Below are 23221 nucleotides of genomic sequence, written 5' to 3' on the forward strand. Positions count from 1 at the left end.
ATCAGAATTTCTACGTGGGAAACGCACCTCGGTGCAGCCCTACTTCGATAAACTTACTACAAAGGTATTGGATTGACCCTTTTAGCGAAGCCCCCTGACCATAATTTTTACGCATCTCCACAATCCAATCACCGGACCAGTCACAATTTGCATAGTAGCCCGCCCAGCTCAATAGCGTGAGGTTTTGGGCATGAACAACCTGATAGGGTAGTAGATGACAATTAATCCACATACGGTATATTATTAAACCTCTAACCATCCGAAACCAATGGCCGAAAACAACGGTTGAGCAAATGCGGACACACCGATTTATTTACGTTTTTACTCTCTGATTCAGTCCGCATTGCTCACTTCTCCGTTATGCGAAAAGAATTGAAGGCCGAAGACAAACCCATTGAGCTTATCGGATGCCCACAATTTTAGTGATTTTTGGATGGCGATTGCACTTTTTTGCGAATGAAGGCAACGAACCGATTCACATCCACTGCACAAAGGGCGATATGGAATGTAAGTTTTGGCTGGATCGAGAGAATTTCGACATTAACGAAGCATATTCCTACAATTTGACACCTAGTGAAAGAAGAAGTATACGTAAGATCATCCTTGAAAATTTTGATTATATCGAAGTGCAGTGGGATGAATGGCAAAGAAAGTTGAAGAAATGAAAAAGTATCACGAAGTTGAGCAGGTCGTCTTTACAGATTCCACATTAGTCTTGGACGTCAACGGTAAGCGACACGAGTTCAAGCTGGAGGAGATTTCTGAACCACTATGCAAAGCGTCCGCCGAAGAAAGAAACAATTTTGAAGTGTCTCCTTCGGGTTACGGTATTCATTGGCCGCTCATCGATGAAGACCTATCGATTGATGGACTTCTTGGAATTGTCCATACGCCACCCGACAAAATGATGAGTGCTCAATAGAAGGAATAGGGTCAATGTTCATATTTCATATTTGACAGACGGGTGTTTCTAGATTGATCTGTTTGCATGGCCCGCAATCCTCGAATTGAAAGCAGCGATGGTCTTTACCATGTTATCAACCGTGGCAACTACCGTGGCTTTATTTTTGAAACGGAGGGAGCTCGAATCTCTTTCCAGAAGACCTTGTTTGAAGCGTGCCAACGAAGTGGTTGGCGACTCTATGCCTTTTGTATTCTGTCCAACCACTTCCATCTTTGTATCGGAACACCCAAGGGAAACCTCTCAGAAGGCATGCGTTGGTTACGGGCGACCTTCGCCGGGCGGTTTCACAAATACCGCAAAGTGAACGGTCATTTGTTCCAAGGCCGCTTCAAGTCTCTGGTGGTAGAGCCGGGTGCACACTGGCTCAGATTGGTTAACTATATTCACTTGAATCCAATCGGTGCCGGCCTTGCAGATTCGGCGTCCCTTTCCAGTTACGCCTGGTCAAGTCTCTGGCATTTCCCCAAACGCGCGACGCGGCCCTCTTTTCTGGATGCTTTCCGGATGGACTATCTAGAGGATTGTGATGACAGCAAAGGCGGCTGGATTCGCTATCAGAATTTTTTAAAACTCAGGATGGAAACCAATCCCGAAGAACAAGCTAAACTAGAAGAGGAGCTTAATTCGGGCTGGTGCGTTGGAAGTGAGGAATTCAAAGAAGAACTCGCAGCCGAGTACTTTGCGAAAAAAGGGCTGCTGCGAATGGAGAAGAAAGAGCTGAAAGAGTTCAATGAACTACAATGGGAGAAGTACGTTAAAACAGCGATATCGACGCTGAAACAAAAAGAAGCTGATATTCCGGGTAGTCCCTATTCGATACGGTGGAAACTAGCAATCGCGACTCAGCTTAAGCGTAATTCTTCCGTACCGAATGCCTGGTTGAGTCAGCGCCTGAATATGGGAGCACCTAACGTGGTGAGCAACAACTGCGGACGCTATCAACGAGAAGAAGAAACGAGTTGTGAGTATGCCTTTAAATTGCAGAATATGAAATATGAACATTGACCCTATTCTATTGCTTGTGAGTATGCCTTTAAATTGCAGAATATGAAATATGAACATTGACCCTATTCTATTGCTTTTATTTTGATTTATCCAGGATGGCTTCCATCTGATCCATGATGGCGTTCATTCTGTTTACCAAGGCGCGGTAGGGTTCAGGTTTGGATAAATCGACGCCGGCTTTTTTGAGAAGTTCGTGTGGGTAATCAGCACCTCCGTCTTTGAGGAGTTGGATAAAACGGTTAACGGCTGGTTTACCTTCTTTCTGCATATTGTAATAGAGTGCCGTTCCAGCTGTCTTGGACGTGGCGTATTGATAAACATACATGTTGTAATAGAAGTGCGGGATAAACATCCACTCGCGGGTGTATGCGTCGTCGATGATCACAACGCCTTCGTCATGACCGTGGTAGCGGCGAACAAGCTCAGCATACATGGAAGTGATCTTTTCGCCGGAAAGTGCTTCGCCGCGTTCAACGGCTTCGTAGAGCGAGAGTTCAAATTCGGCAAACATGGTTTGGCGGAAGAAGGTGCCTCGCATGCCTTCCAGACCGTTGCCGAGATAGGACAGCCGTTCGTCGTCGGTCCTGGCATTCTTGATCGTGTTCTCTTCAAGAAGAAGTTCAAGTGAGGTGGACGGAATTTCGGCGATGAAGGTGGAGTAATCGGCGGTTTCGAATGGCTGCTCCTGCTTGGCGTACAGGGTGTGCATGCCATGACCCCATTCATGCGCAAAGGTCGAAACCGCATCATAGGTGCCGTCGAAGTTTAACAACAGGTAGGGGTGGACATCGTAAGCCGATCCATTCTGGTAAGCGCCTGAGCGTTTACCGGGTTGTGGGTAGACATGCATCCATTGCTGATCCATGGCATGCTTTTGCATGTTTACCCAGCCGTCCCCGAATATGGACATGGCGTCGAGAGTCATTTCCTTGGCTTGCCCGAGGTTGAATTCCTGGTCCAAAGAAACCAACGGCGGATAGATGTCATAATAATGCATCTGGTCGAGCTTGAGCATGCGTGTCCGTAACTTGAAATAACGGTGCAGGGTGGGGAGGGCATGGTTCACTTCACGAACCAGCGTGCGGTAGATCTCCTCGGGCAGATTGTCGGAAAACAATTCGCGTTCCAGAACGCTGGAATAATTACGTGCCTTTGAAAGAAAGACCTCTCCCTGGATGTGAGAGCTCAAGGTCATGCCAATCGTATTTTCGTATTCCGCCCATTTGCCCCAATAAGAATCGAAGACCAGTTTTCGGTCGTCGCGGCTTTCACTTTGTCTGTGAGTGGAGTAGCCCTGTGAATTGATGGTGGCTTTTTCTCCCGAAGAGAGCTCGATCTCCGGCCAGGGAATTTCGGCATTGGCGAGAAGGCCATAGACATTGTAACCGGCTTGAAGGGGTTGTGCCGCTCCGGCAAGGATTTGTTCTGCTTCCTGTCCCAAGGTATGGTCAGCGTTGCGTAAAGTATTGTCCAATTGATGCGCAAACGGTGCCAGCTTCGGTTCCTTTTTTTGGTAGGATTCGATTTTTTTTCGACCCAGCTCAAGAATCTCCGGATCAATCCAGGAGGCGGCTTCGCCTAGTCGGTTATACATCTGTTGGGCCAGCTGATCTTTCTCTTGATTCGGAGCGTTACGCAAATCTTCGTCGGCGCGTGTACTTGCATAGGTGTAGACGCGCCCAGCTGTTCTATAGAGGTCCGACACCATCTGAAGCGTTTCGTAAAATGCCTTCGTTCCCTTGCTCAGTGTTCCTTTCCTGGCTGTGAGCGCATCCAGTTTTCCCAGGACTTCTTCGCGTGCTTCATTCCATGCTTCATCGTTGGCGTAAAGCTCTGTTAGATCCCACTCAATGGAAGGATCCGCCTTGGATTCATGGCTGGCTGCGAACGTTGCCTGCGCGAATACAACCGTATTTAACAGCAGGATAATTCCAAGTTTCCTGGCTTTGGAAGGATGATGGATTGGCATGCGATTTATGTGGGTGGAAATTTTGCCCAATGACAAGTGCAAGATCGGTTTTGTTCAATGCCTGCAATTTTTTTTCGAATGGTTATTAAACAAGATTGGCAGATTCAGTTATCTGTATACTTAGTTGGAATCTTATTCTGAACCCATTGCACTAAACTTCAATCATCCCTATACCCTATGTCTTTGCCCTATTATTGTCTTTCTGATTCCCACCTGATCAATCGGCGCAAGTTTTTGCGTTACACGGGGTCACTCGCTGCGGCTGCTGCCTGGTCATCCTGCACGAAGGATCCAGTTCTTAAGAATCCAAGTTTTCCTGCTTATCCGTTTCAACTGGGAGTTGCCTCAGGAGATCCTTCTCCCGACGGGATGGTATTATGGACCCGTTTGGCTCCGCTACCACTCGAAGGTGGAGGCATGCCGATGGAGCCGGTAGAAGTTTCCTGGCAGGTGGCCGATGACGAAGCTTTCTCCAAAGTTGTGCAAAAAGGCACCACGGTTGCCGTTCCCGACTGGGGGCATTCGGTACATGTCGAGTTGAAGAAATTACTGCCCGATCGTTGGTATTATTATCAATTTAAGGTCGGCAATGAAACGAGTCCGGTAGGTCGTACCAGAACAATGCCGGTGGCCGGATCGTCCCCGGGCAAACTGAATTTTGCATTCGCTTCCTGCCAGCATTATGAAACCGGGTACTACACGGCCTATGAGCACATGATCCGCGAGGATCTGGATCTCATTGTTCACCTGGGAGACTACATCTACGAAGGCAAAGGTATCGATGACCGACTCCGCAAACACACAGGCGAGGAAATTATGTCGGTAGAGGATTACCGGAATCGTTATGCACTTTATAAATCAGATCAAGCACTCCAGGCAGCCCACGCTGCCGCTCCCTGGTTGGTAACCTGGGATGACCACGAAGTGGATAACAATTATGCAAATGCTATTTCTGAGCAGCCGGAGGTTAGTTCTGAAGAATTGCTGCAACGGCGAGCCAATGCCTACAAAGCCTACTACGAAGTCATGCCGTTGCGTCGCGCCCAACTTCCTCGAGGGCCGGATATGCAACTTTACCGACGGGTTCCTTTCGGCAATTTGGCAGACTTCTTTGTGCTCGATACGCGACAATATCGCACGGATCAACCTTGTGGTGATAAAAACAAACCTCCCTGTCCCGATTCTCTCAACCCCGGTAACACCTTATTGGGCCGCAAACAAAAAGATTGGCTGATGTCTGGAATGGAAACCTCAAAGGCGCAATGGAATGTCCTGGCGCAGCAGGTAATGATGGCACGCGTGGATCGAACGGTGGGAGAAGAGGTTACCCATAGCATGGATCAGTGGCCCTCTGCCGAGATGGAACGGCGGCAACTCGTGAAATTTTTCGATGAAGCAAAAATTTCTAATCCCGTGGTGTTGACCGGCGATATTCATTCGAACTGGGCGAATGAATTAATTGTAGATGCTGAAAGATTGGATTCTAAAAGTGTGGCTACTGAATTTGTGGGGACTTCGATTTCATCCGGGGGGGATGGCAAAGATCAACCTGCGACGGTATCGCAATTGCTCTCTGAAAATCCTTTTGTAAAATACCACAATACTGAGCGCGGTTACGTGAGTTGTCAGGTGACTCAACATCAATGGACGACTCATTATCGCACCGTTCCTTATGTAACAAGGCAAGGAGCTCCACTTAATACACGCGCCAGCTTTGTGGTTGAATCAGGCCGTCCTCAGCTGAATCGCGCTTAATTCGCCTCAGCGAAAGTTGAGTATTTTTGCGTTGTCGCCAACGGAATAGATCACAGAATTTGCTTATTAATGAGATTTATTACTTCCCTACTGTTTATACTGGTTTGTGAGTCCCTATGTGGGATAGGTCTTGAATTTGAGTTTAAACCCAAGGCTCCGCAGGCATCGTTCGAAAGAGGTCCTCAGATCTCCGATCCATTTTTAGTGGAAAACGCCAAACGGCCAGAGGTGGAAGTAAAACCAAGCGGTTTGCAGATTGAAATGTTTGACGAAGGTTATGGCCGGTTGCCGACCCAAACCGATCTTGTAGTAATTAATTACAGCGGGTTTCTGACTGACGGAACGCTGTTCGATAGTTCTTATAAGCGAGGTATACCGGCTACATTTTCCGTCAGCAGCGTTGTTCCGGGATTTGCCGAAGCGCTCATGAATATTCGATTAGGTGGGAAAGCCAAAGTGTATATCCCCAGCTATCTCGGCTATGGGCAAAAAGGCTCGGGCAAAGCAGTTCCTCCAAATTCAACTATTATTTTTGAAATCGAAATCCTCGATGTTCAGGAGTAGAGTTCTTCCGGGATCTACGGCTTTATAATACTTCCGTCCGGTTTTCGCGTTTGCCCCCAATGGTAGTCAAATGAGTTGGGGCCTTTCCACGGGTACTTCTTCGCCAGTTCTTCATCGACTTCGATTCCCCAGCCGGGAGTTTCATTGGCGTAGCAATAACCGTTTTCAATTTTAAGGCAGCCCTGGAAAACTTCCTGTGCGGGTTCGTTGAAAATGTGTTGCTCCTGGATGCCGAAGTTTTGGCAAACAAGGTCCAGGGCTATACCACAGGCGTGGCCAATGGGTGAGTTGTCGCCGGGACCGTGCCAGGCGGTTCTTACTCCGAAAGCTTCGGCAAAAGCCGCCAGTTTCCTTCCCGGAAGCAGGCCTCCGATTTGGGACAGATGAACGCGTATGAAATCGATGTACTGATTTTTAATGATGTCGTGCCACTCATTCGGGTTGTTGAATAACTCACCCATTGCAATGGGAGTGATGGTGTGGGCTCTGAGCTGTTTGAAAAAATCTTCTCCTTCAGGCGACAGTGGATCCTCCCAGAAAAAGAGTTCGTAGGGTTCGAATGCTTTACCCAGGTAGAGTGCTTGCGAGTTGCTGATGCGTTCGTGGGTGTCATGCAGCAGATGGACATCAAACCCGAGCTTATCCCGCAGGTGTTCAAACATCTGGGGCATCATTCTCACATACTTGTCGGGCTCAAAGAGCTGGGTGTCAGCGGGCAGATTGGGGTGTTCTTTCGGATCGAATCCACCCGAACCATACGAACCTCCCCTGCGGGCAGAAAATTGTGCGCGGACGTGACGATAGCCTTTTTCCATCCAACGACGAACGCTATCCTCCACTTCCTCAAAGGTGCTGCCGCTGGCATGCGCGTACAGGTCTGCGGCAAATCGGGCTTTGCCACCGAGGAGTTGATAAACCGGCATGCCCGCTCGTTTGCCTTTGATGTCCCAGAGCGCCATTTCGATGCCGCTGATCGCGTTGTTGAGAACGGGACCGTTGCGCCAGTAACTGCTGACATACATGGATTGCCAGAGTCCTTCGATATTGTCGGGATTCTTCCCGAGCATGAAAGGGGCAAGATATTCCTCGATTGCGGTTTTTACCGTGAGTGCTCGTTGCGTGAAGGTCGCACAGCCCCAGCCATAGAGTCCGGGATCGCTGGTTTCTACTTTCACAACCACCAGATGCGATCGCTCCGGTGCGGTCATGATCACTTTAATCTTGGTGATCTTGATCGGCTCCATCGAAGGTTTTGCAGCATGAGACGCTGCCTTGACGTTGGCTATGCCTGCAGCGGTCAAAGCTGCGATACTTCCTGTTTTGAGAAACGCTCTTCTTTTCATATGGGGTACTGGGGTTGGTGGAATTCAGGATCTACGTTCTGGACCGTCTGTCAAAACAGCAAGATCTTAAAATTAACCACTGATAACACCGACTGACGCTGATAACAAATCAGAAAAAAAGCATCAATGCCTATCTGTACTAATTATGCGTTAGAATATTGTTTTTAAGCACAGTTTTCACGCTGCTACTTTCAGTTGACTCCTGTTCAACAATTCGTGGTTAAGAATCTACTACAACTTCTCTGCTCATCAGAGTTAAACAGTATTAAAAGAAGTTCGAAGAAAAATTCTTTAACTACGAAAAGCGCTGAAATACGCGAAAACCTGAAAGCATTTCTTTTTCACAGAATCATGGGTACAGAATCATTTATTCAGTCAAAGAATCAGACCCGAAATCCGAAACTGCATTTCCCCCGGGAACGCCAAGCCCCAGCTTGGCATCTTTGAAGTTGATTGGTAATAAGCGAACCAACCTTTCAGGATATCGGACTCGGCGATCGATACCTACCTTCTGATTCGTGTCAATTGTCCATTCGTGGTTAAGGAATCATTACAAAATCTGTGCTTATCAGAGCAACCTGTGGTCGAATTAAACGTTGGTTGCGGCTTGGCTGTTCTAAGTTCTAGTACGAGAGATTGTAACCAGATAATTTTTAATTGCCCAAGACGTAAGCTCGATTAGTTTCCGCTACTCATTATGAATTCAATCATGAAAGTTTTCTCCCTATCAGTGATATCAACGGTATTGTTATTCGCTGCCTGTTCTAAAAAGCCCAAAACGCTGGTTGCCACCATGGTTACGAATCATGGCACGGTTGTGATGGAGCTCTTCGAGGAGACCACTCCTATTACGGTTGAGAATTTCACCGGTTTGGCGACTGGGACGAAAGCCTGGACTGCTATGGATGGTAGCATAATGAATACTCCCTTTTATGACGGGCTCACTTTCCATCGGGTTATAAAAGATTTCATGATTCAAGGTGGCTGTCCTCAAGGAACAGGAACAGGTGGACCCGGATACCAATTTCAGGACGAGACCTATGCCGGGAAACTGGTGCCTGTTTCCGGCGAGATACAAGACGAGGAAGCCGCTGCTGATGTATTCAATAGTCTTATTCTTCCGCATATTCAGGAGTACAGAGGAAATAGCCCCATTCCGGGCATTGCCGAACTTTTTGGAACGATGAATGCTCAGAGATCTTTTAGACCCATGGTTGGAATGACGGTGGAACAACTCCAGGAGTTAATGGGAACCACGGATCCAATCACTCGCTTTGAAAAGGAGCTCGATCCTATTACTGGAGAACCTGCTTTAATTGGAGAAGTTGCCTATGGAACCCTTTGCATGGCAAATTCCGGACCCAACACGAATGGTTCCCAATTCTTTATAGTCACTAAAGAAGGAGGCGCTGAATGGTTGAACGGAAAACACACCGTTTTCGGTAAAGTGGTCGAAGGCATGGATGTCGTTCTCGCTATTCAAGACGTTGAGAAAGGCGCTAGCGACAAGCCGGTCGAAAATGTGACGATCATTTCAATGACGATCGATCGTATATAATTATCCAAATTATCTTTGGTTTTTATTGAATCAATCGACTCACCTCTTCCGAAGAGTTCGATCAAAGAACTTAATGAGGATTTCAGTGGCCGGTTCGAAGAAAGGATGCGAGGACCAGAAAGCGTGAGGTGCTTTTTCAATGACATGCGATTCGTTGTAAATGCCGCGTGAATTCAGCTCGCTGATTATTTCCGGATAACGTGTCCCAGGTAAGTCGAATTCGCCATCCATGAAACACATCGGTGCTGTTGCTTTTGAAACATGAAATACGGGTGAGGCGTTGTGGTAGGTCTGGGTGGCCGTTTTGTAAGTACCGTTCAGAAAAGTTTGGATTCTGCGTCGAGGATCTTCCGCTGCTGTTGCTTGAGCTTCTTCAGTTCTCCAATCCATGCCACCGGCCATGACAACACAGGCCTGAATCTGGCTGGATTGATGTTCGTGACCTACCAGGCCTTCCAGGTAAGTGGCTGGTCCACTTGTACCGAGGAGGCCCGATAGGTGACCTCCGGCTGAACCGCCAACCGAACCAATCCGATTCGGATCAATATTGTATTTTCTGGCGTTTGCCCGAGCCCAGCGAACGGCGGCTTTGCAATCCTGAATGGCAGCGGGGAAGGGTGCTTCTCCCGACAGGCGGTAAAACATGTTCATGGTTACATAGCCATCCTCAGCCAACTCAATCGCCATAGCAGTGTAGCTACTCGGGTCGCCTTTGTAGAAACCCCCACCATGGATAAAAATAATAGCGGGTAAGGGACCCTGCGGACCTTTGGGTTGATAGAGATCGAGGGTCAATTCACGATCTCCATAGCTTGCATAGACCAGATTTCCATGAGCTTCCACACCGGCGGGAAGCTCTTTTTTAACAGGAGATGACTTGACTGCGGGCTGAGGAACGCGCGGCGCTGCCTTTTCTTTTCCATAGACTTCGATCCAATCGAGTCTTGAAGAAAACTTACTCCCATTCCCCGCGACTTGATCGGTAAATCCGATTTGTTCAATTTCCCTCAAATCCGGAGCCTTCACCTTTTCCTCGGCTACGCATTTGATAATACTAAAATGCCTCCAGCTCAGGTCCTTGATCTTAAAACTGTGGTCGTGCCATTCATCTTCTCCTTTGTCGAATTGCTCACTTACAAACCATCGCTCTCCAGGCAGTTTAATGAGAAGATATAACTGCCGTCCACCACTCTGCCGGCTGCGCCAACTGACTTTGGCTGTGTTCGATGATAGATCGACTAGCTTAGCCTGTTTTCTCAGAGAAAGCGCCCATGACATCTTGCATTGGCCAGACCAAATATAAAACGGATCGTTTTCTTTCTCTTCGTGGTGGGACTTTTTGATACCCAATCTACCGGGGCCATGCGTCTCCATGCGCAGGTCTGGGTTGTTGACGTGGGCTGGAGTGATCGGCAGCGCAAAGGGGATCTCTTTCCAATCTTCACGGAAGTAGAGGGAGTCGGCAGCAGATAAGTTTGCGGCGGTGAAGATACTTAGGAGAACAAAACGGGGTAGATTCATAACTGCTAGTGTGGCTCAATTGATAAAAGAGAAAAGAGAGAAGTTAGCTGAAAGCGTCCAATAATTCTGCGTTAATTGGCCTTCACGCTTGTTTATGATCAACTCGCTGCTAAGACTTCTTTAAATCACTACCCTAAAATGAAATTCTACATCTTATTGTTTCTACTCACTGCATGCGTCGCTCATGCGCATACGGCGCTGAACCTTACCCGTAAACTTCAGTTCCCGGACGTGCCTGGTTACTACACACTCAAGTGCGATTTCCATATGCACACCGTATTCTCGGACGGCAATGTTTGGCCGAGTATCCGGGTGGAGGAGGCTTTGAAAGATAATCTGGATGCGATCTCCATCACTGACCATTTGGAAAAATTAAAACATGGCGCGGATATTCCAATGCCCGACCGTAGCCGATCTCACGAGGAGGCAGTCAAGGCGGCAAAAGGAACGGAACTTATTGTTATCCAGGGAACCGAAATAACCCGTTCAATGCCACCGGGTCACGCCAATGCGATTTTTATAACCGATACCAATAAAGTGTGGGTGGATGATCCTATTGATTCCTACCGTGCGGCTAACGAACAGGGTGGTTTTATTTTCTGGAATCATCCTATGTGGATTGGGCAGGACGATGATGGAATCGCTGAATTAACGCCGATGCATGAGCAATTGATTGCTGACGGACTCTTGCATGGAATCGAAGTAGTCAATGAGGACACCTATTCCGATGAAGCTCTTCAAATCGCACTTGACCATAATCTCGCCATAATTGGCACCTCCGACATCCACGGACTTATCGATTGGCAATACGATGTACCTGCTGGCGGCCATCGACCGCTGTCGTTGGTGCTTGCCAAGGAACGCACTGCCGAAAGTATTCGCGAGGCCTTGGATGATCGACGAACAATCGCAGTCATCAACGATACTTTAATCGGACGTCCCGAGCATGTCGTTCCGGTAGTTGAAGCGTCTCTGGTTTCCGTTGCGGCTACCTACCTGCGGGAATCATCGGTTGTTTTGGTCACCCTTCGGAATGCAACGAGTGTTAGCTACATACTCGAGAATGTTTCAGATTACAATTTTCAAACCCATGGGGATGTGGTGACTGTCAAGGCCATGGACGATACTGCTATTCAAGTGAAAACCCTTCAGCGAAAATCAGAGTTCGAACTCAAATTTAAAGCTTTGAATGTAATCACCGCTCCGGGAAAACATCCTGAGATCACCATCCCGGTAACCGTCGACTCGAAGTAATTCTTTATTATGCGAAAACTTCTTTTCCTAGTTAGCCTGTTAGGCTGTTTGTCATTAAACGCTGCAGACCGTCCAAATGTGCTATTGATCTGCGTGGACGATCTGCGCCCTGAGCTCAAAAGTTTCGGCAAGGATTATATTCATTCGCCCAATATCGACAAACTGGCTTCGACGGGTCGACCGTTTTTCAAACATTATGTGCAGGCGCCGACCTGCGGAGCTTCCCGCTACACGTTACTGACAGGTAGGTATGGTTCCGGTACGAACAACGACCTCTTTGATCGAGCCAAGCGTATGAAAAAGGATTCCAATGTGGTTCCAAGTATGCCGGCCTGGTTTCGGCAAAACGGATACACCACCGTATCGGTAGGAAAAGTCAGTCACCATCCCGGTGGAAGAGGAGGAGATGATTGGAATGATGATTCCATTCCCGAGATGCCCAACTCCTGGGATCGCCATATCAGTCCGGATGGTCCCTGGCAGCATCCTCGTGGATCGATGCATGGATTATCCAATGGTGAAATTCGTGGGAAAGCGGAAGATATGGATGTGCACCAATCAACACCGGGGCCCGATACGATTTATCCGGATGGACTGATTGTTGAAGAAGGATTGAAGCAAATGAAAATGCTCGCGGCCGATGATAAGCCATTCTTCCTCGCGGTTGGTATCATTCGGCCTCATTTACCTTTTGGCGCGCCGGCTGAGTATATGGAGCATTATGCGGATGCCACCTTGCCGGTGATAGCTCACCCGGAGCAACCGGATCGCAGAACCACTTGGCATAAATCAGGTGAATTCATGAAATACAATATGTGGGGAAAGAACCCGCTAACCGATCCCGAATTTGCGATCCTCGTCCGTAAACATTATGCGGCATGTATTTCCTACGTCGACGCTTTGGTGGGGAAGTTGATTGCTCAGCTCGAGGCATTAGATCTGCGTGATGATACGATTGTCGCGCTTTGGGGAGACCATGGTTGGCACCTCGGTGAACATTCCATTTGGGGTAAACACGCGTTGTTCGAAGAGTCTCTGCATTCGCCTCTGATTATTTCAATACCCGGAATGAAGCATGCCGGAGAACCGACGAATGCCATGGTGGAAACCCTGGATGTTTTCCCCACCATGTGCGAGTTGGCCGGTTTGCCCGCGCCCGAAGGGCTTCATGGTATTTCCTTAAACCCTCTATTGGAAAACCCGAAAGGCGAAGGACATACGGCTGTTAGTTATTTTCACAAAGGTGGACGCACTATTCGCACGGACAGGTATCGTTTAATCGATCACAGAAATGGATTCTACGAATTATATGACCATCAGCTGCCGGACGCAGAGACCGTCAATTTAGCCGGTACGAATCCAGACCTCATCCAATCGCTGGTTGCTCAATTGGACGAGCGACTCAAGGACGCGGATACATACTAAAACGTGGCTGTCGTCCTAAAACCAATTGGAGGGTTTCTGGAAAACAAAGCCATTAAAAAACGTCTTGCTGAGGAAATGCTTGAACTGGCAGCAACGCGTGTGCCCTGGACCGGTTATGTTGGTTTCGACGAAGATGAAGTTATCGGAGTCTGTGGCTTCAAGGGCGAGCCATCCGACGAGGGAGTTGTTGAGATAGCCTATTTTACTTTCCAGAAATACGAGGGGCAGGGCTACGCAACAGAAATGGCTCGTGGCCTACTCGCTATCGCTTTCCGGTCTGATGAGGATAAACGGCTGATTGCCCATACCCTTAAAGAGGAAAGTGCGTCTACAACGATTCTCAAGCGACTCGGATTTGAATTTATTGGCGAAGCGATTGATCCAGAGGATGGATCTGTCTGGCGCTGGGCGTTGGATATGTAGGCTGCTTTAGCTGCGATTCGTGCGTCAAAGAATTTCAATCGCAGCTAAAGCAGCTTATGTATTAAATGCACGCGGCATTTTAAAAGGGAGTAGGCTTGTCGATCTATCCGTTTTCTATTTTTTATTAAACGCCCATCGGATGCTCGCTCAACCAAGTAGGATAATTGATATCCTCGGTAACAATACTTTTGAACCAAATCCAATCCTCTTTGTTGCAGCGAAAATGGGTTCCTGGCGGATTTGGATTGTTCCACATGTAGTGTAATATAGGTCCCAAATCATCGTCAGTTCTAAATTTGTGGTCGTAATATCCTCTTTGCCAAACCGAGCCTTTCTGGTTTCGACATTGAATAATTTTAAATGCTGTCACTCCTTTAATCATCTGAATACATTCGGCTAGTGTTCTTTCCTTCAATTTAATGATAAAGTGCAGGTGATCAGGCATCACAACCAAAGCGATCAAGTTGAAAACATCTTTCATATCCGTCAGGCTCTTGAAAATTATTTCCGGAACTTCGTCTTCGCATAGCATCTGACGGCGATTTTTGCTACAGACGGTGACAAAGTACCTGGCGTTTTCTTGGGAGAATCTTCCTCGCCTTAATGTTGATTGTCTTCGTCTGTTTGTTTCCGACATCCAGGAATGTGTTTCGTTTAGAATACAATGTGGTTACCTCGGAGATCAATACATACCATAGTCAATTTGTTTAGTTATGTAGGAACTGCTTCAACTGCGATTTTCTGGGATAGGCGTTTCGCAGCTGAAACTACTCCTACATAATTCTACGGTGGACCAATCTGCAAGCTTGTCAGCTCTTAGCGAAGGCCACTAGATTTTGCGCATGAATAGACGTCAGTTCCTTAAAGCCACCTCCGCTGCCTTTGCTTTTGCAACCCTGCCGACTCTTAGGAGTTTTTCTTCGGACTTTATCGATATTAAAAAGCGGGTGGCTTTGATTGGCCCGGGGTGGTACGGGAAACTCGATTTGTTTCGTATGATCCAGGTGGCTCCGGTCGAAGTGGTTTCCGTGTGTGACGTTGATTCGGTTATGGCCAATGACGCTGCGGACCAGATCGCCGGTCGTCAGCTTTCCGGCAAACGGCCACGCATTTTTTCAGACTACCGAAAACTGCTTAAGGAAAAAGACTTTGATATTGTTATCATCGACACGCCTGACCATTGGCATGCCCTACCGATGATTGAGGCAGTACAAGGTGGAGCCGACGTATGGGTGCAAAAGCCCACAGGTGTCGATGTGGTTGAGAGCCAAGCCATGGTTGCGGCGGCGCGGAAGTATGATCGTGTAGTTCAAGTCGGTACCCAGCGGCGTAGCACTCCCCATCTGATCGAGGCCCGTGATCGCGTTATCAAGGAAGGGCTTCTTGGAAAAATTTCTCATGCCGATGTCTGCTGTTACTACCACATGAGAAAGAACCTGACCAAGGAGCAGGCCCCCGACATTCCTGCACCGACGCATCTCGATTTTGACATGTGGACCGGACCTGCACCCATGCAACCGTTTAATCAGATCATTCATCCCGGTAGCTGGCGTGCTTATATGGAATACTGTAACGGGATCATGGGGGACATGTGTGTTCACATGTTGGATATGGTCCGTTGGATGCTGGACCTGGGGATGCCGACCTCAGTGAGTTCCACGGGTGGAATCTACATGGACAAGACGGCACGTGCAACTACGGCCGATACACAGACGGCGGCGTTTGAGTTTCCCGAGATGAACGTCGTCTGGAATCACCGAAGCTGGGGAGATGCACCCGACCCGGATTACCCATGGGCAGGAATCATTTATGGCGAAAAGGGGACTCTGAAATTGAGTGTCCACAAGTATGAGTTCTTTAAGCGCGGTGAAAAAACGCCTGCACTGAGTGGGACGCCTCTTTTTGAGTATGAACAGTATCCCATCGATCGCACAGAGCCACGCTTGGAAAAGCATGTAGCATCGGCGGTTCGCTGGCACATGTTGGACTTTTTAAAAGCGGTGGATAAACGAAGCCGCCCAGTCGCCGATATTCAACACGGAGCCGATTCAACGATAGCCTGTATTCTTGCCAATAACGCGATGCAACTCGGACGCACCCTGGAGTGGGATAACAAAGCCGGGTTGGTCAAGGGTGATAAGGAAGCGAACGCCTTGCTTGCTCGTCCTTATCGCAAGCCTTGGGTGCATCCGCATCCTGATCGGGTTTAAAACACGGGGGAACCGGGCCTCCAGGCACCCTGGGAATTGACGTGCAACTGGAGGGCATTTATGCATTTTTGTCTGATTGGAAAGAGCAGTAGCTCTTCAAAAAAAAACTGGCAGGAATCAGTCTGATCGTTTAGCCTGTTTTTCGCGCTTTTTTTAAAAAATGAAACGGTTTCTTCCATTGATTTGTTTTTTGCTACTCCAGTTGAGCCTGCCTGTGGTCGCCAATAATGAGTTTGAGGTAATCAAGGCCGAATTAGTTGATCGTGCAGTCGTTATTCAGATCCCGGAAGGTGTCCGACGAATTCGACTGCGGATTCACCGGAGCGACGGAGGCTGGGAAACCTGTACTATTGCGCATCTTGAGGGGAGTGAGGGTTTTCTAAAGCTTCGACTTCCGGATGGAGTCGAGAAAGATGATTTGGAAATTGCCGCCAGCTGGAGCGATCCGTTTCCCTACGAATTTTACTCGGGTAAATCAACTTTCGATCCAACAATGGGGGACTCCGATAACCGGTTAGCGACTCCTGGAGTGGATTTTGCGGAAGATGGGAGTCGGGAGGCTACGGTTGAAGAATCCGACATTTGGAAATGGCGCGACAGTACCTTATACTTTTTCAATCAGTATCGTGGCCTTCAAGTCATAGACGTATCTGATCCTGCAAAGCCTCTTCGCCTGGCTACAAAGCGACTTCCGTTTGGTGGTGAGCAACTCTACCTGCATCCTGTCGACGATGTGGTTGTGTTGTTAACTTACGATTCGAGTACCGGGGACGGAAAAGTCGTTTTGGTGAAGCATGATCAAACAGATGAGCTGGAAGAAATTGCCGCGATCCCTGTGCCGGGTTACATTGTTGAGTCCCGCATGGTTGACTCCATCTTATACCTGGTTTCCAGGCGATGGTGGCAGGAGAGCATCGTAGATCCAGAAACCAATGTGGAACAGCTTAATTATCGGTCCGGGCTTGCCGTTTCAAAAATAGATTTAACCGATTCCGCGAACCCGGTGATTATTGAGGCATTGGAGCTTAACAGCGATCGCCACAATTACTGGGGTGGACAGGTACAAGCCACCGCCGAAGCGCTGCTGATTTCCACCAGTTCCTATGACAATGTGCTTCGGCAATCGATGTCGACGGTTCACGTGGTAGATATTTCGGATCCGTCTGTGGATCCATTCGTCGCCTTTGAGATTCCTGTCAAGGGGCACGTGTTGGATAAATTTAATATGCGTTTGAAGGATGATGTTTTTACCATTGTCAGTCAGGTTTGGCGGGGAACGGAAAACAGGAATCGGTTCGCCAGCGTGGAGACATTCGACTTGTCCGGTCCGCAAGTGTTATCCCCCAAGCCTCTCGCCCAACTGGAGTTTGCCAATAACGAGTCTATAACTGCCACCCGGTTTGCTGGTGAGCTCCTCTATGTCGTTACCGTTTTGCGTATCGACCCGCTCTTTGTGATCAGTCTGGCAGATCCTGCCAATCCACAGTTGTTGGGTGAGCTCGAAGTGCCTGGATTCTCCACACATCTTGAAACGTTGGGCGAGGATGCCTTGATCTCGGTTGGGGTGGAGGACTCGCAGATTGCCGTGTCCTGGTTTGATGTCTCGGAACCATCTACTCCTTCTTTGGCGTCGCGCGTGTTTGTAGGCGATGAGGACGGTTGGTCCTGGTCGGAGGCCAACTGGGATGAAAAGGCGTTTGGGTTTTTCCCGGAGGATGGTTGGATCTTGTTACCTTACCAGGGTTATACTCCCGACAACGGTTGGAATAGCGGTGTGCAGATGATTGAAATAGGCGACGGGGAGTTGATCAAACGCGGCGCATTCGAACATGAATTCCAGGCTCGTCGAGCGCGGTTACTCGGCGATGCAGTGGTCTCGATATCGGGGGCTGCCTTAAAAACGCTCGATATCAGCGACCCGGATCAACCGCAGTTGATATCTGAACTGACCCTCGCATGGCCGGTGGATTTTGTTCATCGGGTGGGGGAGTATTTAATCCAATTGGAGCGTGGTCCTGGTTACTGGTATTATGGTTCGACCGATGCGAAAGCACGGCTTCATGTGAGTCCTGTTTCGGATGCAGATGAACAACGGGCGACCCTGGAGCTTCCTGAGGGAAGAATCGTAGGATCGCTGTTGTTGGAAGAATGCCTGATTGTAGCGCAATCCAATCTGTCGTCTGAGCAGCAGGAGGACAAAAACTGGAAGTATGCCGAAGTTTTTTCTATTTCGATCATCGATCTTTCGGACCCGTTATCTCCTAATGTTCTTGGAAGTGCTTTTCATGAATCCGTTTCTAATGAATATGGATATGGATCCGGGGGAGATTATAACGCGGATCTTCTTCCAGACAGTTCACTGGTTTGGTATCCTGCAGAGCAAGGTTATGGCTTCTTTCTAAGAGGTGGGATTGGGTTTGCCGATGTTGCGTATCCATATTATCCTTCTTCAGGAAAAGTGTATACTGCTTCTATAGATAACAAAGCACACCCACAAATTTTCACAGGAGTTGAAATAGCTGTCGGAGACTCTTCCGAGATAGACCCTCTGTCTTATTGGCCGGAAGGAAAGTTCCGACTTATTGATTCTATATTGTATTATGGGTTTCAATCCAGTGAGTACGTGGAAGAAACGGGTGGACGGCCTCAGTGGCTGGCTCGCCACTGGTTGGGGCAATTGGATTTATCGGATCCTGCCAGTCCTCAAAAACGAAGCTTGGTCGAGATCCCCGGGATATTTGAGAATGTGATCAGTAACGGAGCCGATAGCGCGGTTCTGTTTTCATCGAGCAATCGGTCGTATTACGAAGAAACTCAATGGATGAACGAAATCCGTATTCAAGCTCTCGCGTTCGATGGAGTGAAAGCGTTTCAAGTGGATGAATTGGTCGTGGAAAACGTAGGTTATGGTCCAAAGCTTTTTGAAGGCAATTTCATTGTTCTGGGAAATACGGATTACTCTTCGGGTAATCCAATATCAGAGCTTCTCACCTACGAATGGCTATCCGCCGGAGCATTTTTTGAACATGAGATTCTGCAGCGACCCGGGGATATTTATAGCATGGCCGTGGTCGACGACTTGTTGGTTGCCCAGGGTTCGGGGCAACTTAGTTTTATCGATTTTTCAGATCCTACTGATCCCTTGAGACCTTCGCTTTCATTTCCAAATCAATACTTTTGGCAGCGTGCTGAGCTGATCGATATTTTCGAACGACGACTTGCCTATTTACCACAGGGCTGGAATGGGGTTGTTACTTTGGATTTTGGAGATACTTTCGAGGGACAGTCTCAAGTGCTTGGCAACTCCATGTTGCAGGCGGACGTTGAGGATCACTGGGTATCTATCGGTGTTAAACAGCTTTCCGTAACTAAAGCAGAAAGTGGACTTATTCTGGAAGGTCTCGGCGAGGAAGAGGCCTGGATGTTTACCCATTCGATTGAACCAATGAGCTACGAAAATTGGATCAGTATGGCGCTTCAATTGGATGTCGGGGATTCGATTCCCGATGGTTCTATTGACTCAGACGGAGATGGGCTTTCCAACGGCTTGGAATACTTTACCGGCTCAGATCCCGGAACCGGATATGATGGGATCTTTGTGGAGAGCTGGATATCTGAGAGTGACGATGGTAACCGCTATTTACATTTGCGTTTGCCCATCAATTTGCAGGCGAGCGGCAAGGATGATTTCCAGCCTCAATACTCCTATGATTTGAAAGATTGGAACTATTTCCCGGAGGCATTTGAGATTACAAATGAACTGTTTGATACCGCCTACACAGTTCGATATCTCGAGCCAGTTGGGACTGAAAGCAATTTGTTTATCCGGGTACTTTTTAACTCGAACAGAAACTGAATACTTACATGAGTTCGATCTTGTTCTTGTTAATGCGATTGAATAGTTGTTTTGGATGTCTCTTTTCTATACTTACCCTGCAAGCATTTACCCCGCCATCATTCTAGTTGTCGCCAGTGTTATGCTACCTGGATTCGCCGCCAAACCTGGATTCATTTGTGACGAATCCGATGTTCCTGAATACATTTTGCCGGATGTCCTAACCGCTTTGGATGGTTCGAGGATTACAACCTCCAAACAATGGAGGGAAGAGCGACGGCCGGAAATAATGGAGCTTTTCCAGCGGCATATGTATGGAAGGCGGCCGCAGATGACCAAAAAGGTGAGTTACGATGTCCACTCGGTTGAATCCGCATTGGGTGGAAAGGCCATTCGGAAATTGGTATCGATCCACCTCAAGGATGTTGGCCCGAAATCCACATTGAATGTATTGATTTATTTACCTGCTAAACAAAGGGGGCCAGTGCCCGCATTTCTGGGCTATAACTTTGGAGGTAACCATTCAATTCAGAATGATCCTGGTATACCCATTTCGACTTCCTGGATGCGCAGTGGGCGTGGTGAAGGCTACGAGAATAATAAGGCCAACGAAAAGTCACGTGGGCTGAGCTCCAAGCGTTGGCCGGTCGAAATGATTCTGGATCGTGGTTATGGAGTGGTGACCTTGTATTATGGAGACATCGAACCCGATCATGAAGAGGGTTGGAAGGACGGGATAAGAGCGCACATCAAAAAGGATGACGAAGGGAAAACTCTGGAAACCGAAGATTGGAGTGCTATTTCGGCCTGGGCATGGGGTTTGAGTCGAGTGCTTGATTACCTGGAGACGGATGATTCTTTTGATGCGAAGAATATTGCGGTGATGGGTCATTCACGGTTGGGAAAAACGTCACTTTGGGCTGGGGCGAGCGATGAACGATTTGCCCTTACCATTTCAAATGACTCCGGATGTGGTGGTGCCGCTCTGAGTAGGCGCGCCTTCGGAGAAACCGTTGAGCGAATTAATACGAGTTTTCCTCATTGGTTTTGCGAGCGTTTCAAAACTTATAACGGCAATGAGGCCGCGTTGCCTTTGGACCAACATATGTTGATTGCATTAATGGCGCCCCGGCCTGTTTACATTGCGAGTGCGCAGGAAGACGAGTGGGCTGATCCCAATGGAGAGTTTCTTTCCGGTAAACACGCAGGACCCGCTTACGAACTTTTTGGGCTAAAAGGCGTGCAGTCCGAAAAACAACCGGCGATTCATAAACCGGTCGGTTCTTCAATCGGTTATCACATCCGCGCAGGTGTGCATGATGTAACCGATTATGATTGGACTAGCTATATGAACTTTGCCGATAAACACCTTAAGAAATAAAATTATGTTTGGATTAGACCCTGATCGTACCCTAAAACTGGATAGTACCCAAAGTGGCCGCTGTTGCTATGGAATGCCATACGCTTCGGTTGCTTTCGGTGTTGTTAGTGTAATCGCCTACTCCATATGGGCATTCCATCTTGTCCCGGGTCGAGGCCCGATGTATATTTCAATCGCTGTGGTGTACCTCGGACTTTCCGGCTTTGTTTTGAGCAGGTTGGTTGTCAGGCCTAACACCTCTTGGAAGTTTTGCGCCTTCTTTGCTTTTGCCTTTCTAGTTTACGCAATTGCCTGGTGTTTGTTTTGGTTTGTCCTAAAAGGAAAGTTTCATGCCGATCTTTATGGATCGTTCCTCGGCTTGGCTGGGATGACTTGGCTCTTCCAAAAGGTTTTCGAGAAAAAAGGAAGCTTTCTGGTTATGTTTTCTGTTTTGTTCACCTGTTATACGCTCGGATATTATTTGGGCGGTGAAGCGGATGCGTTGGTTTCCGGGCCTATTGGACACTTGCTATGGGGAGCCGGTCACGGACTCGGATTCGGCGCAGGTCTCGGATTTTTGCTGCATGAATGCCAAACTGAAAATTAGATCTCTTACCCCAAAAAATACTTTATGAACAATCCTATAAAAACTCCCCTGCTGACAGTTGTTTTTTGCTTGGCTGCACAATTCGCGTTTCCCAATCACCATGGAGATGCATTAACTCTCTCGCAGCAAGCTAGCATCGCTTTGCCTGTTAGCTACGAAGGCCTGCCCGGCGACGGTCCCATTCGCGGGCAGCATGAATGGTTTCAGAAGGTGTGGACGGATCGCCGTACTTCCTGGTTTAACAGTGTGGAAGCTGATCAGGGAGCAGTAGTCTTTTTTGGTGACTCTATAACGCAAGGGTGGGACGAACGGCTAAAGCCTAGCTTCCCTGGTTTGAAAGTTGCTAACCGCGGAATCAGTGGAGACACGACACGCGGTATGCTCATTCGTTTGGATGAGGATGTAATCGCGCTAAATCCATCCGCCGTCGTCATGCTGATGGGGACGAACGATTTGGCCGACGGTGCTACGCCTGAGCAAATTTCAGGCAATGTGAGACTCATAATTGATGCGCTTCATAAACACGATGCGAATCTGCCTATTATATTGTGTCGTATTTTTCCAAGCTCCGGTGAAAAAGATCGGACCTCTGAAGACATTCAAAAAATAAACGAGCAGCTTGCTGCTGCGGTAAAAGGAGATATTCGCATAACCGTTGTAGATACCTGGACTCTCTTTGCCAATGAAGCAGGTGATGCGAAAATCGAGGAGTTTCCGGATCTATTGCACCCAAATGATTTGGGCTATGCGAAATGGAAAGCGGCACTTCGTCCTGTTTTCGCTACCCTTGGAATGATGGATACCGGGGCGGATGACTTCCAGATTGAACCAGGATTTGCTCCTCTTTTTAACGGTAAGAATTTAAACGGTTGGGGATTCAAGGTAACACCTCCAAGAAAACCGAATAACAATGGAATTGTATTTTCGGTATTCAACGAGCCGGAGAATTTTTATGGTAAAACAGTAAGTAGTGACCTTCGCTTTGCAGCCATCAATGATCGGCTCGTGGTCACCACTCCAGCCGAAGGTCGGCGTATTCAACAACTCTGGACGACGCGCGATTTCCCCAAAGACTTTATTTTAAAACTCGAATTCCGAGCTACCCCAAATGCGGACAGTGGTGTGTTTCTTCGGGGGAAACAGCTTCAATGCCGAGACTTTCTACTTGCCGGTCCTTACAAGGATTTAAAAAAATACAAACAGGGCGATTGGAATGAAATCATTATCAAAGTCACTGGCACAACCGCTCATTGCACCTGCAACGGCGAAGTCCTTGAAGCCGCCTTTGAAATCCCTGAAACCGGAGCTATCGGTCTCGAAGGTGACCGAGGGCAGATCGAGTATCGGCGGATACGGATTAAGGAAATGTAAGAGGCACTTGTTGCCTTTTGATTCTCCTGTTGGGTTTTCTAAGTGAGTTGCACCAGG

At 48.1% G+C, this 23221-nt stretch carries 18 protein-coding genes; 14 read left to right on the forward strand and 4 right to left on the reverse strand.

The features are described 5' to 3' along the window. Positions 1-407 precede the first annotated feature (407 nt). The 3 genes from O3C43_17050 to O3C43_17060 all read left to right on the forward strand — a co-directional run bounded on the left by O3C43_17050 (position 408) and on the right by O3C43_17060 (position 1969). Positions 408-665 carry a DUF4160 domain-containing protein gene (locus O3C43_17050; protein ID MDA1068198.1) on the forward strand — a complete coding sequence of 86 codons (258 nt, stop codon included), beginning with the start codon at positions 408-410 and terminating at the stop codon, positions 663-665. Beyond that, complete coding sequence (locus O3C43_17055) at positions 662-922, forward strand: DUF2442 domain-containing protein (protein ID MDA1068199.1); 261 nt, start codon at positions 662-664, stop codon at positions 920-922. Before O3C43_17050 ends, O3C43_17055 begins: the two co-directional genes overlap by 4 nt. Before the next feature lie 66 nt (positions 923-988). Beyond that, positions 989-1969, forward strand: coding sequence for a transposase (locus O3C43_17060; GenBank protein MDA1068200.1), 981 nt, complete (start codon positions 989-991; stop codon positions 1967-1969). A gap of 76 nt (positions 1970-2045) precedes the next feature. On the opposite strand, the gene pepF is transcribed toward O3C43_17060, so the two are convergent. Next, positions 2046-3938: an oligoendopeptidase F gene (gene pepF / locus O3C43_17065; GenBank protein MDA1068201.1), complete on the reverse strand. Its 1893-nt coding sequence runs from the start codon at positions 3936-3938 to the stop codon at positions 2046-2048. 177 nt (positions 3939-4115) lie between these two features. On the opposite strand from pepF, the gene O3C43_17070 reads away from it, so the two are divergent. Next, positions 4116-5693 carry an alkaline phosphatase D family protein gene (locus O3C43_17070; GenBank protein MDA1068202.1) on the forward strand — a complete coding sequence of 526 codons (1578 nt, stop codon included), beginning with the start codon at positions 4116-4118 and terminating at the stop codon, positions 5691-5693. A gap of 69 nt (positions 5694-5762) precedes the next feature. Continuing rightward, positions 5763-6257, forward strand: coding sequence for an FKBP-type peptidyl-prolyl cis-trans isomerase (locus O3C43_17075; protein ID MDA1068203.1), 495 nt, complete (start codon positions 5763-5765; stop codon positions 6255-6257). A gap of 14 nt (positions 6258-6271) precedes the next feature. On the opposite strand, the gene O3C43_17080 is transcribed toward O3C43_17075, so the two are convergent. After that, the gene (locus O3C43_17080; GenBank protein MDA1068204.1) at positions 6272-7600 is read right to left on the reverse strand and encodes a starvation-sensing protein RspA; all 1329 of its coding nucleotides are present in this window, start codon (positions 7598-7600) and stop codon (positions 6272-6274) included. A 709-nt stretch (positions 7601-8309) separates the two neighbouring features. On the opposite strand from O3C43_17080, the gene O3C43_17085 reads away from it, so the two are divergent. Next, on the forward strand, positions 8310-9158 hold the full coding sequence (locus O3C43_17085) for a peptidylprolyl isomerase (GenBank protein ID MDA1068205.1): 849 nt from the start codon (positions 8310-8312) through the stop codon (positions 9156-9158). 39 nt (positions 9159-9197) lie between these two features. Here the strand turns inward: O3C43_17085 and O3C43_17090 are convergent, their stop codons facing one another. Further along, the gene (locus tag O3C43_17090; protein ID MDA1068206.1) at positions 9198-10679 is read right to left on the reverse strand and encodes an alpha/beta hydrolase; all 1482 of its coding nucleotides are present in this window, start codon (positions 10677-10679) and stop codon (positions 9198-9200) included. 138 nt (positions 10680-10817) lie between these two features. Between O3C43_17090 and O3C43_17095 the strand changes: the two genes are divergently transcribed. From O3C43_17095 to O3C43_17105, 3 genes are read left to right on the forward strand one after another with little or no spacing between them, the layout of a single operon-like run. Beyond that, entirely contained in the window at positions 10818-11933 is a 1116-nt protein-coding gene (locus O3C43_17095) for an Sb-PDE family phosphodiesterase (GenBank protein ID MDA1068207.1), read from the forward strand. Between the two features lie 9 nt (positions 11934-11942). Then, positions 11943-13358 (forward strand): sulfatase, encoded by a 1416-nt coding sequence (locus tag O3C43_17100; GenBank protein ID MDA1068208.1) that lies wholly within the window; start codon positions 11943-11945, stop codon positions 13356-13358. 3 nt (positions 13359-13361) lie between these two features. Continuing rightward, positions 13362-13781: a GNAT family N-acetyltransferase gene (locus O3C43_17105; protein MDA1068209.1), complete on the forward strand. Its 420-nt coding sequence runs from the start codon at positions 13362-13364 to the stop codon at positions 13779-13781. A gap of 124 nt (positions 13782-13905) precedes the next feature. On the opposite strand, the gene O3C43_17110 is transcribed toward O3C43_17105, so the two are convergent. After that, entirely contained in the window at positions 13906-14418 is a 513-nt protein-coding gene (locus O3C43_17110) for a transposase (protein ID MDA1068210.1), read from the reverse strand. Between the two features lie 205 nt (positions 14419-14623). On the opposite strand from O3C43_17110, the gene O3C43_17115 reads away from it, so the two are divergent. The 5 genes from O3C43_17115 to O3C43_17135 all read left to right on the forward strand — a co-directional run bounded on the left by O3C43_17115 (position 14624) and on the right by O3C43_17135 (position 23164). Then, on the forward strand, positions 14624-15991 hold the full coding sequence (locus O3C43_17115; protein ID MDA1068211.1) for a Gfo/Idh/MocA family oxidoreductase: 1368 nt from the start codon (positions 14624-14626) through the stop codon (positions 15989-15991). Positions 15992-16151: 160 nt separating this feature from the next. After that, complete coding sequence (locus O3C43_17120; GenBank protein MDA1068212.1) at positions 16152-19847, forward strand: beta-propeller domain-containing protein; 3696 nt, start codon at positions 16152-16154, stop codon at positions 19845-19847. 55 nt (positions 19848-19902) lie between these two features. Further along, positions 19903-21207 (forward strand): acetylxylan esterase, encoded by a 1305-nt coding sequence (locus O3C43_17125; protein ID MDA1068213.1) that lies wholly within the window; start codon positions 19903-19905, stop codon positions 21205-21207. A 4-nt stretch (positions 21208-21211) separates the two neighbouring features. Further along, complete coding sequence (locus tag O3C43_17130) at positions 21212-21793, forward strand: hypothetical protein (GenBank protein MDA1068214.1); 582 nt, start codon at positions 21212-21214, stop codon at positions 21791-21793. A gap of 24 nt (positions 21794-21817) precedes the next feature. After that, a complete protein-coding gene (locus O3C43_17135) occupies positions 21818-23164 on the forward strand; it encodes a GDSL-type esterase/lipase family protein (protein MDA1068215.1) in 1347 nt (448 codons plus the stop codon). The last annotated feature ends 57 nt before the right edge of the window (positions 23165-23221 follow it).

The sequence above is a fragment of the Verrucomicrobiota bacterium genome, from assembly GCA_027622555.1.
Taxonomy (GTDB): Bacteria; Verrucomicrobiota; Verrucomicrobiia; order Opitutales; family UBA2995; genus UBA2995.

Excerpts from the sequence above, each read along its gene's own strand:
- O3C43_17130 (MDA1068214.1), top strand. The coding sequence starts at position 21,212 with ATGTTTGGATTAGACCCTGATCGTACCCTAAAACTGGATAGTACCCAA.
- O3C43_17055 (MDA1068199.1), top strand. The coding sequence starts at position 662 with ATGAAAAAGTATCACGAAGTTGAGCAGGTCGTCTTTACAGATTCCACA.
- O3C43_17060 (MDA1068200.1), top strand. The coding sequence starts at position 989 with ATGGCCCGCAATCCTCGAATTGAAAGCAGCGATGGTCTTTACCATGTT.
- O3C43_17110 (MDA1068210.1), bottom strand. The coding sequence starts at position 14,418 with ATGTCGGAAACAAACAGACGAAGACAATCAACATTAAGGCGAGGAAGA.
- O3C43_17090 (MDA1068206.1), bottom strand. The coding sequence starts at position 10,679 with ATGAATCTACCCCGTTTTGTTCTCCTAAGTATCTTCACCGCCGCAAAC.
- O3C43_17100 (MDA1068208.1), top strand. The coding sequence starts at position 11,943 with ATGCGAAAACTTCTTTTCCTAGTTAGCCTGTTAGGCTGTTTGTCATTA.
- O3C43_17075 (MDA1068203.1), top strand. The coding sequence starts at position 5,763 with ATGAGATTTATTACTTCCCTACTGTTTATACTGGTTTGTGAGTCCCTA.
- O3C43_17115 (MDA1068211.1), top strand. The coding sequence starts at position 14,624 with ATGAATAGACGTCAGTTCCTTAAAGCCACCTCCGCTGCCTTTGCTTTT.
- O3C43_17050 (MDA1068198.1), top strand. The coding sequence starts at position 408 with ATGCCCACAATTTTAGTGATTTTTGGATGGCGATTGCACTTTTTTGCG.
- O3C43_17095 (MDA1068207.1), top strand. The coding sequence starts at position 10,818 with ATGAAATTCTACATCTTATTGTTTCTACTCACTGCATGCGTCGCTCAT.
- O3C43_17070 (MDA1068202.1), top strand. The coding sequence starts at position 4,116 with ATGTCTTTGCCCTATTATTGTCTTTCTGATTCCCACCTGATCAATCGG.
- O3C43_17120 (MDA1068212.1), top strand. The coding sequence starts at position 16,152 with ATGAAACGGTTTCTTCCATTGATTTGTTTTTTGCTACTCCAGTTGAGC.
- O3C43_17135 (MDA1068215.1), top strand. The coding sequence starts at position 21,818 with ATGAACAATCCTATAAAAACTCCCCTGCTGACAGTTGTTTTTTGCTTG.
- pepF (MDA1068201.1), bottom strand. The coding sequence starts at position 3,938 with ATGCCAATCCATCATCCTTCCAAAGCCAGGAAACTTGGAATTATCCTG.
- O3C43_17125 (MDA1068213.1), top strand. The coding sequence starts at position 19,903 with ATGTCTCTTTTCTATACTTACCCTGCAAGCATTTACCCCGCCATCATT.
- O3C43_17080 (MDA1068204.1), bottom strand. The coding sequence starts at position 7,600 with ATGAAAAGAAGAGCGTTTCTCAAAACAGGAAGTATCGCAGCTTTGACC.
- O3C43_17085 (MDA1068205.1), top strand. The coding sequence starts at position 8,310 with ATGAAAGTTTTCTCCCTATCAGTGATATCAACGGTATTGTTATTCGCT.